This is a genomic window from Mariprofundus ferrinatatus (assembly GCF_002795825.1).
In the GTDB taxonomy this organism is placed as follows: Bacteria; Pseudomonadota; Zetaproteobacteria; order Mariprofundales; family Mariprofundaceae; genus Mariprofundus; species Mariprofundus ferrinatatus.
The window spans coordinates 1,824,078-1,838,343 of the sequence record NZ_CP018800.1 but is presented as its reverse complement, the minus strand read 5'-3'; the positions used below and the strand labels follow the sequence as shown (position 1 = coordinate 1,838,343).

Below are 14,266 nucleotides of genomic sequence, written 5' to 3'. Positions count from 1 at the left end.
GGAATTTAAAGAGGAGGTCGTATGAGTATAGACCTGACATTTATCGGTCAGATCGTTGTGTTCCTAACACTGGTATTCCTGATGAAGAAGTACCTGTATGGACCAATGGCCGACCTTATGGAAGCTCGCTCGCAGAAGATTGCAGACGGACTTGCCGCAGCGGATGCTGGTAAAGAAGCCAAGGCGAAGGCCGAGGCTGAGATTGCCGAGCAGCTTAAGGTGGCTCGCACCAAGGCTTCAGAAGTGATTGCATCAGCTGAGAAGCGTGCAGCTGAAATCAACGAAGCAGCAGTGGTCAAGGCGCGTGAAGAGGCTCAGCAGATCGTTGACTCTGCACGTGAAGAGGTGAATGCCGAGCTTAATCGTGCTCGTCAGACTCTTCGTTCTGAAGTCGCTGACATCGCCATGCTGGCAGCTGAGCGTGTTGTGGAATCCGAACTGGATGCCAAGCGTCACGCCAAGCTGGTCGAGGGTATCGTCAGTGCAGGGTTTGGTAACGCATGAGCACGTCACAGATCTCTCGTCGATACGCCCGCGCGCTGTTCGATCTGATTCAGGAAGGCGCAGACCTGCGTGGCGACCTTGAGAAGGTCGCGGCAGTTGTAGCCACCGATGAGGTGGCTGACTTTCTGGCTTCGCCTGAGTATCCGGCTGAGCTGAAGAAGCAGGTGATAGTGAAGTCTGCTGGCGGCGTGTCGTCTGAAGTAGATCGTCTGGTCGCGCTGCTGGCCGATCGCGGTAAGGCATCGTTGCTTTCTGAGATTCACTCCTTTGTGGAGGAGATGCTGCATCAGGCTGAAAGCGAGCTTGAGGCAGACGTGGTTGTTGCGACCGCGATGGACCCTGCCCTGCAGGAGAAGCTGTCGGCTGCGCTGACCGCTTCAACCGGCAAAAAAGTTCGGCTTAATGTCTCAGAGGATAACTCTATTCTCGGCGGCATGGTTATTCGAATTGGTGACCGTAAAATTGATTACTCGTTGCGTGCAAAACTTAACGGCCTGCGCCGTACCTTGGCAGCGTAAACAAACAGATTGAGTATTAGAGGAATATACATATGAAGCTCGATACCGCAGAAATTAGTTCGATTATTAAGGAACAGATCAAAGGCTTTGAAGCTGCTGCTGCAGATGCCAATGTCGGTCGCATCATCTCCGTTGGTGACGGTGTTGCGCTGATTCATGGTCTCTCCGGGGCAATGGCCGGCGAAATGCTGGAGTTCCCGGGTGGAATCATGGGCATGGTGCTCAACCTTGAAGAGGACAGCGTTGGTGCTGTGATCTTCGGTGAGTTCACCGAGCTTGGTGAAGGCGACGAAGTAAAATGCACCGGTAAAATCTTTGAGGTTCCGGTTGGACCAGAGCTGAAAGGCCGCGTTGTTAACGCACTTGGCCAGCCAGTTGACGGCAAGGGTCCGATCAAGGCTTCAGGTTTCGACGCTGTAGAGAAGATCGCTCCTGGTGTGATCGAGCGTAAATCTGTGGATCAGCCGCTTCAGACTGGAATCAAGGCAATTGACTCAATGGTTCCTGTAGGTCGTGGCCAGCGTGAGCTTATTATTGGTGACCGCCAGACAGGTAAGACAGCAATCGCTATTGATACCATCATCAACCAGAAAGAGACTGGCGTAACATGTGTCTACGTAGCAGTTGGCCAGAAGGCCTCCACCGTTGCATCCGTAGTACGTACCCTGAAAGAGCATGGTGCACTGGATAACACCATCATCGTAGCTGCATCTGCATCCGAGTCTGCTGCACTGCAGTATATTGCGCCATACTCCGGCTGCACCATGGGCGAGTACTTCCGTGATCGCGGCGAAGACGCACTTATCGTATATGATGACCTTACCAAGCAGGCATGGGCATACCGTCAGGTATCTCTGATCCTGCGTCGTCCTCCAGGCCGTGAAGCATACCCTGGTGACGTATTCTACCTGCACTCCCGCCTGCTTGAGCGCGCATCACGTGTTGACGAAACCTATGTTGAGAAGTTCACCAATGGTGAAGTGACCGGCAAAACTGGTTCCCTGACCGCACTGCCAATCATTGAGACTCAGGAAGGCGACGTATCTGCATTCGTACCAACCAACGTAATTTCCATTACTGACGGTCAGATCTTCCTTGAGACCAGCCTGTTCAACTCTGGTCAGCGCCCAGCCATTAACGCGGGTCTCTCAGTATCCCGAGTTGGTGGAGCTGCACAGACCAAGGCGATGAAGAAGGTTGGTGGCGGTCTTCGTCTTGACCTTGCTCAGTACCGTGAGCTGGCTGCATTCGCCCAGTTTGCATCCGATCTTGATGCTGCTACCCGCATGCAGATCGAGCGCGGCAAACGTGGTATGCAGATTCTCAAACAGGATGAGAACAATCCTCAGTCCGTTGCTGAAATGACTGCTTCACTCTACGCCCTGAACAACGGCGACCTCGATGATATCGAAGTAAACAAGATTGTAGCATTTGAAAAAGCATACCTGGCTTACCTTAACTCTCAGTGTTCTTCGCTTGTTGAAGGACTGAATGCCAACCCGGCACTGAATGAGCAGGTAGAAGAGGGTCTTCAGAAAGCTGTCGCTGACTTCAAGTCAACCGGCACTTACTGATAGGAGTCTATTGTGGCTTCAGCCAAGGAAATTCGCACTCAGATCAAGGCCATCCAGAACACCGGTAAAATTACCAAGGCGATGGAGATGGTTGCGGCATCGAAGATGCGCAAGGCTCAGGATCGTGTGGTTGCTGCACGCTCCTACGCCGAAGGTGTCAAGCGCGTTGTCGGTAACATGATGAATGCACATGCTGAATATCAGCATCCATTCCTTGTTGAACGTGAAGAGATCAAGAAAGTCGGCGTTATTATTGTTACGACGGACAAGGGTCTCTGTGGTGGTCTGAATACTAACGCACTCAAAGCAGCGCTTGGTCTTATGAAAGAGCAGACGGCTGATATTGAAGTGTTCACCATCGGTCGTCGCGCTGGCATGTTCATGCGTCGGGTCGGAGCACACATAAGCGGTGTTGCTGAGAATATATCTGACAGCCCTGAGCTCTCCGATATTCTTGGTGTGGTAACACTTGCGATTGAGAAGTATGAGGCTGGCGAGCTGGATGCAGTTCATCTCGTATTCAGTGAATTCGTCAACACCATGACCCAGCAGCCAACTGTTATGCGTCTGATGCCATGCCCGGTTCCTGAAAATGAATCAACAGCAGGATATTGGGATTACCTTTATGAACCGGAAGCAAAAGAGGTTCTGGAAGGTGTTCTTCGACGTTACGTTGAGTCTCTGGTTTATCATGCAGTTCTCGAGAACAAGGCCTGTGAACAATCAGCACGAATGGTTGCGATGAAGGCTGCAACTGATAATGCGAAAGATATCGTTAAGGATCTCAGCATTACATATAACAAGGCCCGTCAGGCCGCCATTACGCAGGAGCTGGCAGAGATCTGTGCCGGCGCAGCTGCGGCTGGTTAAATAGTTTAGATTTTTAGGAGAGGTCGGAAAAATGAGTACAGGTACCATTGTTCAGGTGATCGGTCCGGTAGTGGACGTCCGTTTCAATGCAGGCGAGCTGCCAAAAATTTATAACGCACTGGTGATGTCAGACCCGCAGCTGACGATGGAAGTCCAGCAGCATCTCGGTGACAACACTGTGCGTGCGGTAGCTATGGGTGCAACTGACGGACTCAAGCGCGGTATGCAGATTAAGGATACCGGTTCTGCAATCAAGGTTCCTGTCGGAAAGGCAACCCTTGGCCGTATCATGAATGTGCTTGGCGAAGGAATCGACTTCGAAGGCGCTGACGTTCCTTCTGAAGAACGCTGGGAAATTCATCGTGCCGCTCCGAGCTTCGATGATCTCTCTCCTGCTGCAGAAATTCTTGAGACCGGCATCAAGGTGATCGACCTGATGGCCCCTATCGCCAAGGGCGGTAAGGTTGGTCTGTTCGGCGGTGCCGGCGTGGGCAAGACCGTAAACATGATGGAACTGATCAATAACATCGCGAAGGCGCACGGTGGTTTCTCCGTATTCGCAGGTGTTGGTGAGCGTACCCGTGAAGGAAACGACTTCTACTACGAGATGAAGGAGTCCAACGTACTGGACAAGGTAGCACTGGTATACGGCCAGATGAATGAGCCTCCAGGCAACCGTCTGCGCGTTGCACTGACCGGCCTGACCATGGCTGAGTACTTCCGTGAGGAAGGCCTCGACGTTCTGATCTTCATCGACAACATCTACCGTTACTCACTGGCCGGTGTTGAGGTATCCGCACTGCTGGGCCGTATGCCGTCGGCAGTGGGCTATCAGCCAAACCTGGCTGAAGAGATGGGCCGTCTGCAGGAGCGTATTGCTTCTACCAAGGTTGGCTCGATCACTTCCGTACAGGCAGTTTACGTACCTGCGGATGACTTGACCGACCCTGCGCCGGCAACGACTTTCGCGCATCTGGACTCCACCATCGTACTGTCCCGTCAGATTGCAGAGCTGGGCATCTACCCTGCAGTGGATCCACTCGACTCTACTTCCCGTCAGCTTGATCCTAAGATCATCGGTATTGAGCACTATGACGTTGCCCAGGGCGTACAGCAGACACTGCAGCGCTACAAAGAGCTTCAGGATATCATCGCCATTCTTGGTATGGATGAGCTCTCAGACGAAGACAAGATGACTGTACAGCGTGCCCGTAAGGTTCAGCGTTTCCTGTCACAGCCATTCCATGTTGCTGAGGTGTTCACAGGTTCTCCAGGTGTTTACGCCAAGAAGGATGAGACCATCAAGAGCTTCAAGGGTATTCTGGCTGGTGAGTATGATCACCTTCCGGAGCAGGCCTTCTACATGGTCGGCGGCATTGAAGAGGCAGTCGCTAAAGCTGAGAAGATGGCGGCTAAGGGCTAATGGCTTCTACCATGCAAGTGCTGGTCGCTACAGCCGAGCGCGAGGTCTATCGTGGCGAAGCTGAGTTTCTGGTTGCTCCCGGAGCGGCCGGCGAACTCGGTATTCTGCCAAAACATAGTCCTCTGCTCAGTGCTCTGACCACCGGTGAACTCCGCATCACCAATGGCGAAACCGTTGATGAGGTGTTCGTGTCAGGCGGCTTTATGGAAGTTCAGCCTGATATGGTTACTGTTCTTTCCGATTCGGCCGAGCGTGCCCATGATATTGATGAGGCATCTGCAATCGAAGCTGAACGCAAGGCGAAAGAGCTGCTCGATATGCAGAAAGACGATATCGATTATGCTGCAGCTGAAGCTGAGCTGGCCATGATGACCGCACGTCTGATCTGGCTCAGGAAGAAGAAGCAGAAGTAACGTTATACAATAATCAAAAAGGGCTGCACATCGTGCGGCCCTTTTTCGTTTGCAATTAAGTCACTGCAATCCTATTTTCTTGGCCTATAATTGGCCCTGAATCATCTTCAGTTCCCGTCGTTTCATTGGAGGATATCTATGAGCAAACTCCACCATCCGGACTTGCAGGTCTGCGTGCTGGCTGCCGGTAAGGGAAAGCGCATGCGCTCTAACCTGCCAAAAGTACTGCATAAGGTATTAGGCAGGGCAATGATTGATCATGTTCTTCACACGGTTGAGGGGCTGATGCCGAAGGCGATTGCAGTGGTGACCGGACACGGTTCCGAGATGGTGTGTGAGCATGTAGGTCAACCGGCCAACCTTGAGTGGGTGATCCAGGATCAGCAACTGGGAACCGGCCATGCCGTAAAACAGTGCGAGAAGGTGATCCGTAACGTTCGTGATGTGCTGATTGTATGCGGCGATACACCATTGCTGTCTGTCGAGACGCTTGCCATGCTCGTAGGCAGCCACCGCACATCCGATGCTGATGTTACTGTTCTGACGGCACGGCCAGCCAATCCATTTGGCTATGGACGCATAGTTCGTGACGATAACGGGCATGTCATGTGCATTGTTGAAGAGAAGGACGCAACAGATGAGCAGCGTCAGATCAACGAGGTAAGCAGCGGCATCTACTGCGTACGCCACGAAGTGCTGTTCGATCTTTTGCATGCGATCGGGAATACCAATGCCCAGGGTGAGTATTACCTGCCCGATATCGTGCCTCTTGCGCTTAAGGCCGGGCAGTCGGTCGAGGCCGTGACGATGGATGATGCCGATGAGATGCTGGGTGTGAATGATCGCGTCCACCTTGCTCATGTCGAAGATATTATGCAGCGCCGCATTATCGAGGACTGGCAGCGTCGCGGTGTGACGATCGAGAAGCCTGATACCGTGAGAATTGAGGCGGGAGTGAATATCGGTATCGATACAGTGATTCAGGCTGGCTGTTATCTGATTGGCTCTACGCAGATCGGAGATGAGTGCCGTATCGGCCCCAATGCTGTGCTGGTTGATGCATGGCTTGATGACCGGGTGAATGTTTATGCCTTCAGTCATATTCATCAGGCGAGCGTCGGTTCAGATGCGCTGATCGGACCCTATGCCCGTCTGCGTCCGCAGGCTCAGCTTGATGAAGGCGTTCATATCGGCAACTTCGTAGAGGTGAAGAAATCGGTGATCGGACGTGGCAGCAAGGTCAACCACCTGACATATATCGGGGATACCAATATGGGGGCAGGCTGTAATATTGGTGCCGGAACCATCACCTGTAACTATGACGGGGCCAACAAGTTCGTGACTGAAATCGGAGATAACGTATTTGTCGGCTCCGATACCCAGCTGGTAGCGCCAGTTAAGGTGGGAGACAATGCCACGATCGGAGCGGGCAGTACTATCGTCAAGGATGTTGCCGAGGGAGGGCTGACGCTTTCGCAACGCAACGCACAGCGTCATCTCGCAAGCTGGAAGCGACCTCAGAAGAAGGTGCGCTGATGTGCGGAATTGTTGGGGCAATTGCCGATCGTAATGTACTACCCCTGCTGCTGGAGGGTTTGCAGCGCCTGGAGTACCGGGGTTATGACTCTGCCGGCGTTGCCGTCAGGGATGCTGCCGGGGAAATGAAACGATTCAGGGCTCTTGGCAAGGTTGCTGTGTTGAGGGATATGGTTGAGCAATCCGATATTACAGGTAACCAGGGTATTGCCCATACCCGCTGGGCAACTCACGGGGCGCCGGCAGAACGTAATGCCCACCCGCATATGAGTGGCGTCCGGGTTGCGGTCGTCCACAATGGAATTATCGAGAATCACAATGCGCTGAGAGATGCCCTGCTTGCCAAGGGCTATGTATTTACCTCTGAAACGGATACTGAAGTGATTGCGCACTTGATGGCGGACAAGCTGGAGTCCGGCAAGGAGTTGCTGCAAGCAGTTGTGGAGGCAACTGCGGAGCTGGATGGGGCCTATGCACTTGCTGCCTCCAGTCCCGAGGACAGTGATCGTATTATTGTTGCGCGTGAAGGTAGCCCTCTGGTGATCGGACTCGGAGAAGGGGAGAACTATATTGCCTCCGACGTTGCAGCACTGCTGTCGGTTACCCGGAAGTTTATCTTCCTGGAAGAGGGTGATGTGGCTGAGGTTCGCCGCGATGGCGTATCCATCTACAACGCTGATGGTGAGATGGTTGAGCGACCTGTTAAGAACTCGATGCTCTCTAATGCCAGTATCGACAAGGGCCCATACGCCCACTACATGCTTAAGGAGATTTATGAGCAGCCGGCGGTGGTTTCGGAAACCCTTGAAGGGCGCATTCACAAGGGGCGGCTGCTGGAAGACAGCTTTGGCCATGAAACCAAGGCGCTGCTGGATAGCACAAAACATGTTCAGATCGTGGCCTGTGGTACGAGTTACCACGCTGGCCTTGTCGCACGATACTGGCTTGAAGAAGTAGGTATCCCCTGCAGCGTCGAGGTGGCCAGCGAGTACCGATATCGCAGGGTGGTGGTGCCGTCTGGTTCCCTTCTGATCACCATTTCGCAGTCGGGAGAGACAGCCGATACGCTTGCCGCACTGCGCGGCAGTCGTGAACAGGGATATATCGGCAGCCTTACTGTCTGCAATGTTCCTGAAAGTTCCCTGGTGCGTGAGTCGGATGTCTGTTTTATGACCCGTGCAGGTACTGAGATCGGGGTGGCCTCTACCAAGGCCTTTACCACCCAGCTGGTGGCACTGCGTCTTCTGACTGTCGCGCTGGGCCGCCGATACGGATTAACCACTGAGCAGGAAGAGGCCATGGTTAATGAATTGCACTCGCTGCCACGCCAGATTGAAGTGGTGCTTGAGCTGGCTGATGAGATCCAGATTATGGCCAGTGATTTTTCCGATAAGCACAATGCCCTGTTCCTCGGCCGCGGCCCGTTCTATCCGGTGGCCATGGAGGGTGCCTTGAAGCTGAAGGAGATCTCCTATATTCATGCCGAGGCTTATCCTGCAGGTGAACTTAAACATGGCCCGCTGGCGCTGGTGGATGAGAGTATGCCGGTGGTTTGCGCGCTGCCCGATGACCCGCTTCTGGAGAAGGTTCTTTCAAACCTGCAGGAGGTGCGTGCCCGTGGCGGTGAACTCTTCCTCTTCTCTGATCACAAGGTGAAAATCGGACTGGATCGTTACCAGAGCCTGACGCTCTCAGACATCTTTCCTGGCACAGCGCCGATTGTTTACAGTATTCCACTGCAGTTGTTGGCATATCACGTGGCCGTGATTAAGGGAACCGATGTCGACCAGCCGCGCAACCTTGCTAAATCAGTAACGGTTGAATAGCGAGACGATTACTGGCCGATGATAATGGGCGGCCTGCTGGTTCGCCCATTAATGTCTTGGACGTCAGTTACAGAAAGCTTGAGGTGTGCTCCTCTTTGAGTTCCTTTAGTTCCCTGTCCAGACGCGCGACAGTTTCTTCAAGGCGGCTGATGCGTTCGAGCACTTCATCAGAACTCCTGTTTGAAGGCGGGGAGGACGGTTGAGCCGGGATTGCAGCGAGATCAGGCATGCCGCAGAGCAGATGGGCATATCTGTCTTCACGCTGGCCATGGCTCCTGGGGATCTGGATGACCAGAGCTTCATCACGATCCATAAGCCCCTGTAGGGTTTGCAGAATTTCATCGTGATCGGTGAAATTGACCATGCGGCTGGTATTCACCTTGAGCTCATTCAACGTGTGTGGACCCCGAAGCAGCATAACACAGAGAATAGCACGTTCTTTGGATGACAGGTGCAGTTTGCGCGACAGGAACTGCTCGAAACGGTCGGCACGGGCGAGCGTATTGGCGGCAATTAAACCCTCATGGCGCAGTTCAGTGATAATGGTGCCAACCTGCTGCGGGGTAAGATTCAACACCGGATTACGGCTCGATTTTTGATTGCAGGCGGCTACCAGCGCATTAAGTGTGAGCGGGTAGTAGTCCGGCGTGGTCATCTGTTTCTCCATCAGGCAGCCGAGTACGCGCGCCTGAAGGTCGGTAAGCATGGCATCTGAATCCAAAACAATATCACTCATATTATCTCCTGTTGCGGGTCAGTGAGGAAGGATACACCGGGCAGGTTGCTGCTAAAACCAAAGGTTACCAGATAAGGCTGAATCCACTCTCAAAAGAGAGGTGCTTGCCAGTCAGGGGGTCTTCAAAAGCAAGTCTTTTAGCCAGTAGTTGCAGCGGGTTGTCATAGTTGGGGGGATCTTCGGGTGGCTGGTAGTCGGGATAGAAGCGGTCACCAATGATATGCGAGCCAATCAATCCCAGATGCAGGCGTAGCTGGTGCGTCTTGCCGGTGATCGGCTCCAGCTCGAATTTTGCCAACTCTCCCCGGGCTTCGCCGAGTTGAATACGGGAGCGGGCATTGCGCTCCCCCTCCACATTGCGGAAACGAACCCACGGCTCGCCGCGTTCAATGCGGCTCTCGATCAACCACTCCCTTTCTTCCGGATTGGCCGGAAGCGTGGCAATTGCCTCATAGGATTTCTCAATGCCGCCGTAGCGAAAAAGGTCAAACCAGGGACGCCGGTTTTTCTCATCAACGGTGAAAAGGACGAGCCCTGCAGTCTCGCGGTCCAGCCTGTGAACCGGAACCAGGTGATTCAGGCCGGTACGCCGCTTGAGCCGGTGCAGCAGGCACTCGTTGACATATGAGCCGCTCGGAGTGACTGGCAGAAAGTGCGGCTTGTCGGCAATGAGGATCGACTCATTCTGAAACAGAATGTGCTCTTCAAATGGGATGGGGTGCTCCTGAACTACTTCGCGAAAGTAGCGCAGGCGGGCATTGACTCGAAAAGGTGTGCCCTCGCTTACAGTTTTGCCTCGCTCGTCGCTTATCTTCCCCAGCTTCAGGCGTTCGCGCCAGATATCACGACCGACATAGGGGAAGTGGTTGTCAAAGAAATCGAGCAGGGAGGGGTAAGGTGCCGGCAGGTTCGGTAGTGTCACAAAGGATGGTGAGGGTGCTGTGCTCTGTGGCTCTCCGGAGGTCATGTCGCGAATGATGCTGAACCGTTACCAAGAGTGCCAGAGTCAAGGTTCCCTTTGACACTTTCTGTTACTGTTTCTAAGCTGACGAAGCATGAAAATTAACGGATCGACAAAGCTTTATGGGATTATCGGATGGCCGGTGAAACATTCACTTTCACCGACTTTTCAGGCATCTTTCCTTGAGCAGCAACAGATTAATGCTGTTTATCTTCCCTTTGCAGTGGAGCCGGATATGTTGCCAAAGGCCATGGAGGGACTGCGTGCACTGGGTGTTGAAGGATTTAATGTGACAGTTCCGCACAAGGAGTCCGTGTTTCGTATGGTTTCACCTGACGGTGATGCCGGGATTATCGGCGCCGTGAATACGGTGCGTCGTACGCCAGGCGGCTGGGAGGCGACCAATACCGACTGGCGCGGCTTTGTCGCCGTCATAGATGGTCTTGCCGTGGCTGTGGCCGGTAAGAGTGCGCTGCTGTTCGGCGCCGGTGGAACTGCGCGAGCCGTATTGCATGCCCTGGCTGTACTTAAGTTGAACAGCGTCTATGTCTGCAACAGAAACCCGGATCGATTGGCTGCTTTTGTGGAGGCAGGCCGACGCAACTATCCTGACATGGATATTCATGCTGTTGCATGGGAGCAGGAGGCTGTCACCCGTGCCTGTGGGGAGGCGATACTGCTGGTCAATACCACCTCGCTCGGCCTGGAGCCGGGCCAGCACTTTCCATTTGAACTTGGCGGGGAAGGTGTTGCAATTGATGCCGTCTACAAGCCGGATGGAAATACCGCTTTCTGCAGGGCAGCACAACCTGCGCGCAACAGTGTTGACGGTCTGCCCATGCTGATTGCCCAGGGTGCGGAGTCCTTTGCCTGGTGGCACGGATGCGCGCGCCCGGCTTTGATCGGAACCTTACGTAATATTGAGATGAGTCTGGGTAGAGACCCTCTGGCCCTGCCCGGCTGGCAGGCAAGCTGATGAATCGATCACGTCTGGGCGACATTCTTCTGCGTCAGCACCGTATCACACGGGAGCAGCTCGACCGTGTTGTGCGTGAAGCAAAGCTGAATGGCGAGTCGCTGACCAAACAGCTGGTTAAACAGGATATCTTTACTGAAGAGCAACTGGTTGCTTTTGTGGCGCGAACCTTCGGCTGTCCGGTGGTGGACCTGAATAAGGTTGAGATTGATGAGGGGGCTTCCAAGGTTCCGTTTGATATTCTTCGCAAGAATATTGTGCTGCCGCTTAGAACAGAGGGCAACATACTCAAGCTTGCTGTTGCCGACCCCTATGACATCAATGCACTGGATGAGATTGCCTTTATCAGTGGCAAGCAGATCAGTCTGGTAATAGCTCCGGAAAGTGAACTGATCAAGAAGCTTGATGCCCTTAACGAGACCGAATCACACCTTCATGATGTCATGGCCGATCTTGGCGCAATGGATGTCGAGGTGGTTGAGGTACTCGATGAAGAGGTCGATGAGATTTCACTCTCCGCAAAAACGGAAGCTGCTCCGGTCGTACGCCTGATCAATCTGATTCTGCTTGATGCGATCAAGCGCGGGGCCTCGGATATTCATCTCGAGCCTTACGAGAAGGTGTTGCGTGTTCGTTACCGTATCGATGGCGTGCTTCATGAAATTATGCGTCCGCGCATGAGTATGCGCGATGCGATGATCTCACGTCTGAAAATTCTGGCACGGCTCGACATCTCCGAGCGACGCATTCCACAGGATGGACGTATCAAGCTTCGCCTTTCACGCGCTAAAACTGTTGATTTCCGTGTTTCAGTCCTGCCCACGCTGTTTGGAGAGAAGGTTGTTCTTCGTTTGCTTGACCCCTCCAGCCTCCAGCTGGATATGACCAAACTCGGTTATTCTCTGCAGGCACTGGGATGGCTGAAGGAGAATATTAACCGTCCCTACGGCATGGTGCTGGTGACGGGGCCGACCGGTTCCGGTAAAACCGTGAGCCTCTATTCAGCAGTTGCAGAGCTGAATCAGCCCGGGGTTAATATCTCCACGGCTGAGGATCCCGTGGAATTCAACTTTATGGGTATCAATCAGGTGAATGTGAAACCCGATATCGGCCTCGACTTCCCTGCCGCCCTGCGCTCCTTCCTGCGCCAGGATCCCGATATTATTCTGATCGGTGAGATCCGTGACTATGAAACGGCCGCCATCGGCATCAAGGCCGCACTGACCGGACATCTGGTGCTGGCCACGCTGCACACCAATGATGCGCCATCCACCATGACCCGTCTGGTGAATATGGGGGTGGAGTCATTTCTGGTAGGCTCTGCTGTGAATCTGGTTTCAGCCCAGCGTCTTGCTCGCCGCATCTGTCCGGACTGCAAAGAGGATGAGAAGGTGCCCCACGCGGCACTGCTTGAGGCGGGCGTGCCAGAGGCGGAGCTTGATCAGTACCGCCCCATGCGAGGTAAGGGGTGTCCGACCTGCAGCGGTACAGGCTATAAAGGGCGTACTGGTATATATCAGGTGATGCCTGTGTTTGATCAGATTCGCGACGCGGTCTATGCCGGTGAAAATTCCGACAGGATTAATGCGATTGCGGTATCCATGGGTGTGAAGACATTGCGCATGGAGGCGTTGGAGAAGGTGAAACGTGGTGAAATATCTCTTGAGGAGTGTCTCAGAGTGACGGTGGCTGGTTGATGGCGATATTTGTCTGGCAGGCGAAGAACAAGCAGGGTGTTCCCCAGAGTGGCGAGATGGAGGCGAATAATCGCGAAATTGTCTCGGCAAAACTTCGGCGTGCAGGGCTTAGCGAAATCAAGGTTAAGAAGAAGCCGATAGAGATACACCTGTTTCCGGAAAAGGTGGATGAGAAGGATATCTCGGTTTTCTTCCGCCAGCTCTCAACCATGATTAATGCAGGTCTGCCGCTGGTGCAGTGCTTTGAGATGGCAGAGAAGGGCTCGGACAAGAAGGCGATGAATAAGCTGCTCAGAGAGGTGCGACAGAGCCTTGAGGGAGGTAATCAGCTTGGTGAGACGATGCGGAAGTTCCCCAAGGAGTTCGATCGTCTGACCTGTTCGCTGATCGAGGCAGGCGAACAGGGAGGTATTCTTGACTCGATCCTTCTCAGGCTCTGCAGTTATAAGGAGAAGGCGCTGAGTCTGAAGCGCAAGATCAAGTCCGCCATGGTTTATCCGGCATCGATTCTGGTCATCTCTTTTATCGTGACCAGCATCCTGATGATCTTTGTGATTCCGGTCTTCGGCGAAATGTTTGCCGACTTCGGTGCGGACCTGCCGGCACCGACTCAGATCACCATGGATATTTCAGAGCTGTTTGTGGAGTACTGGTATATTGTGGTCGGTACACCAGTTGCACTGTTTTTTGCCGTCAAGTCAATCTATAAAACGCCGAAGGGACGCTACCAGATCGACAAACTTCTGCTGGCGCTGCCGGTATTGGGTGATGTGCTTCGCAAAGCAGCCGTGGCAAGGTTCTGCCGTACATTTTCTACTCTGGCTGCGGCCGGCGTACCGATTCTTGAGGCGATGGACACTGTGGCCGAGACCTCGGGCAATGTGGTGATTGAAGAGGTTATCCTCTCATCGAAGGACTCCATTGCACAAGGTCAGACTCTGACTGCACCGCTTGAGGCCAGTGGTGTTTTCCCTATCATGGTTACCCAGATGATCTCGATCGGTGAGCAGACCGGTAGTCTGGAGGAGATGCTGGGCAAGATCGCCGACTTCTATGAGGAGGAGGTCGATACTGCAGTGGAAAACATGCAACAGCTGATGGAGCCGATCATTATGGCATTCCTCGGCGTGGTGATTGGCGGACTGGTAATCTCCATGTATCTGCCGATCTTCCAGATGGCCTCGATAGTCTGATCTTTGCGTATCATGTATTGGCTTAAGCCAAACAGCTTA

General features: G+C 53.5%; 13 protein-coding genes. 11 read left to right on the top strand and 2 right to left on the bottom strand.

The window, feature by feature from the left end:
- The first annotated feature begins 21 nt into the window (after nucleotides 1-21).
- From Ga0123462_RS08915 to glmS, 8 genes are all read left to right on the top strand, one after another.
- Nucleotides 22-504: a F0F1 ATP synthase subunit B gene (locus Ga0123462_RS08915; RefSeq protein WP_100265976.1), complete on the top strand. Its 483-nt coding sequence runs from the start codon at nucleotides 22-24 to the stop codon at nucleotides 502-504.
- A complete protein-coding gene (atpH, locus tag Ga0123462_RS08910) occupies nucleotides 501-1,022 on the top strand; it encodes an ATP synthase F1 subunit delta (protein WP_100265975.1) in 522 nt (173 codons plus the stop codon). The genes Ga0123462_RS08915 and atpH overlap by 4 nt, the downstream gene beginning before the upstream one ends.
- 32 nt (nucleotides 1,023-1,054) lie before the next feature.
- Nucleotides 1,055-2,596: a F0F1 ATP synthase subunit alpha gene (gene atpA / locus Ga0123462_RS08905; protein WP_100265974.1), complete on the top strand. Its 1,542-nt coding sequence runs from the start codon at nucleotides 1,055-1,057 to the stop codon at nucleotides 2,594-2,596.
- A 12-nt stretch (nucleotides 2,597-2,608) separates the two neighbouring features.
- Nucleotides 2,609-3,466: a F0F1 ATP synthase subunit gamma gene (atpG, locus tag Ga0123462_RS08900; RefSeq protein WP_100265973.1), complete on the top strand. Its 858-nt coding sequence runs from the start codon at nucleotides 2,609-2,611 to the stop codon at nucleotides 3,464-3,466.
- A 31-nt stretch (nucleotides 3,467-3,497) separates the two neighbouring features.
- Nucleotides 3,498-4,889: a F0F1 ATP synthase subunit beta gene (gene atpD / locus Ga0123462_RS08895; RefSeq protein ID WP_100265972.1), complete on the top strand. Its 1,392-nt coding sequence runs from the start codon at nucleotides 3,498-3,500 to the stop codon at nucleotides 4,887-4,889.
- Entirely contained in the window at nucleotides 4,889-5,302 is a 414-nt protein-coding gene (locus Ga0123462_RS08890) for a F0F1 ATP synthase subunit epsilon (RefSeq protein ID WP_100265971.1), read from the top strand. The genes atpD and Ga0123462_RS08890 overlap by 1 nt, the downstream gene beginning before the upstream one ends.
- 138 nt (nucleotides 5,303-5,440) lie before the next feature.
- Nucleotides 5,441-6,838, top strand: coding sequence for a bifunctional UDP-N-acetylglucosamine diphosphorylase/glucosamine-1-phosphate N-acetyltransferase GlmU (gene glmU / locus Ga0123462_RS08885; RefSeq protein ID WP_100265970.1), 1,398 nt, complete (start codon nucleotides 5,441-5,443; stop codon nucleotides 6,836-6,838).
- Complete coding sequence (glmS, locus tag Ga0123462_RS08880; RefSeq protein ID WP_100265969.1) at nucleotides 6,838-8,664, top strand: glutamine--fructose-6-phosphate transaminase (isomerizing); 1,827 nt, start codon at nucleotides 6,838-6,840, stop codon at nucleotides 8,662-8,664. The genes glmU and glmS overlap by 1 nt, the downstream gene beginning before the upstream one ends.
- Before the next feature lie 67 nt (nucleotides 8,665-8,731).
- Here the strand turns inward: glmS and Ga0123462_RS08875 are convergent, their stop codons facing one another.
- Together Ga0123462_RS08875 and Ga0123462_RS08870 are read right to left on the bottom strand one after the other, a co-directional pair.
- A complete protein-coding gene (locus Ga0123462_RS08875; RefSeq protein ID WP_100265968.1) occupies nucleotides 8,732-9,400 on the bottom strand; it encodes a YceH family protein in 669 nt (222 codons plus the stop codon).
- A 64-nt stretch (nucleotides 9,401-9,464) separates the two neighbouring features.
- Nucleotides 9,465-10,322, bottom strand: a complete 858-nt coding sequence (locus tag Ga0123462_RS08870; RefSeq protein ID WP_232726428.1) for a pseudouridine synthase — start codon at nucleotides 10,320-10,322, stop codon at nucleotides 9,465-9,467.
- A 133-nt stretch (nucleotides 10,323-10,455) separates the two neighbouring features.
- On the opposite strand from Ga0123462_RS08870, the gene Ga0123462_RS08865 reads away from it, so the two are divergent.
- The 3 genes from Ga0123462_RS08865 to Ga0123462_RS08855 are packed head-to-tail and all read left to right on the top strand — an operon-like array spanning nucleotide 10,456 to nucleotide 14,227.
- The gene (locus Ga0123462_RS08865) at nucleotides 10,456-11,337 is read left to right on the top strand and encodes a shikimate dehydrogenase family protein (protein WP_100265966.1); all 882 of its coding nucleotides are present in this window, start codon (nucleotides 10,456-10,458) and stop codon (nucleotides 11,335-11,337) included.
- Nucleotides 11,337-13,034: a type IV-A pilus assembly ATPase PilB gene (gene pilB / locus Ga0123462_RS08860; protein ID WP_100265965.1), complete on the top strand. Its 1,698-nt coding sequence runs from the start codon at nucleotides 11,337-11,339 to the stop codon at nucleotides 13,032-13,034. Before Ga0123462_RS08865 ends, pilB begins: the two co-directional genes overlap by 1 nt.
- Nucleotides 13,034-14,227, top strand: a complete 1,194-nt coding sequence (locus tag Ga0123462_RS08855; protein ID WP_100265964.1) for a type II secretion system F family protein — start codon at nucleotides 13,034-13,036, stop codon at nucleotides 14,225-14,227. Before pilB ends, Ga0123462_RS08855 begins: the two co-directional genes overlap by 1 nt.
- Nucleotides 14,228-14,266 lie beyond the last annotated feature (39 nt).

Bases quoted from the DNA above. Each gene is read 5' to 3' on its own strand.
- atpA (WP_100265974.1), top strand. From the start codon at position 1,055: ATGAAGCTCGATACCGCAGAAATTAGTTCGATTATTAAGGAACAGATC.
- atpD (WP_100265972.1), top strand. From the start codon at position 3,498: ATGAGTACAGGTACCATTGTTCAGGTGATCGGTCCGGTAGTGGACGTC.
- Ga0123462_RS08890 (WP_100265971.1), top strand. From the start codon at position 4,889: ATGGCTTCTACCATGCAAGTGCTGGTCGCTACAGCCGAGCGCGAGGTC.
- pilB (WP_100265965.1), top strand. From the start codon at position 11,337: ATGAATCGATCACGTCTGGGCGACATTCTTCTGCGTCAGCACCGTATC.
- Ga0123462_RS08875 (WP_100265968.1), bottom strand. From the start codon at position 9,400: ATGAGTGATATTGTTTTGGATTCAGATGCCATGCTTACCGACCTTCAG.
- atpH (WP_100265975.1), top strand. From the start codon at position 501: ATGAGCACGTCACAGATCTCTCGTCGATACGCCCGCGCGCTGTTCGAT.
- Ga0123462_RS08865 (WP_100265966.1), top strand. From the start codon at position 10,456: ATGAAAATTAACGGATCGACAAAGCTTTATGGGATTATCGGATGGCCG.
- Ga0123462_RS08855 (WP_100265964.1), top strand. From the start codon at position 13,034: ATGGCGATATTTGTCTGGCAGGCGAAGAACAAGCAGGGTGTTCCCCAG.
- Ga0123462_RS08915 (WP_100265976.1), top strand. From the start codon at position 22: ATGAGTATAGACCTGACATTTATCGGTCAGATCGTTGTGTTCCTAACA.
- glmS (WP_100265969.1), top strand. From the start codon at position 6,838: ATGTGCGGAATTGTTGGGGCAATTGCCGATCGTAATGTACTACCCCTG.
- glmU (WP_100265970.1), top strand. From the start codon at position 5,441: ATGAGCAAACTCCACCATCCGGACTTGCAGGTCTGCGTGCTGGCTGCC.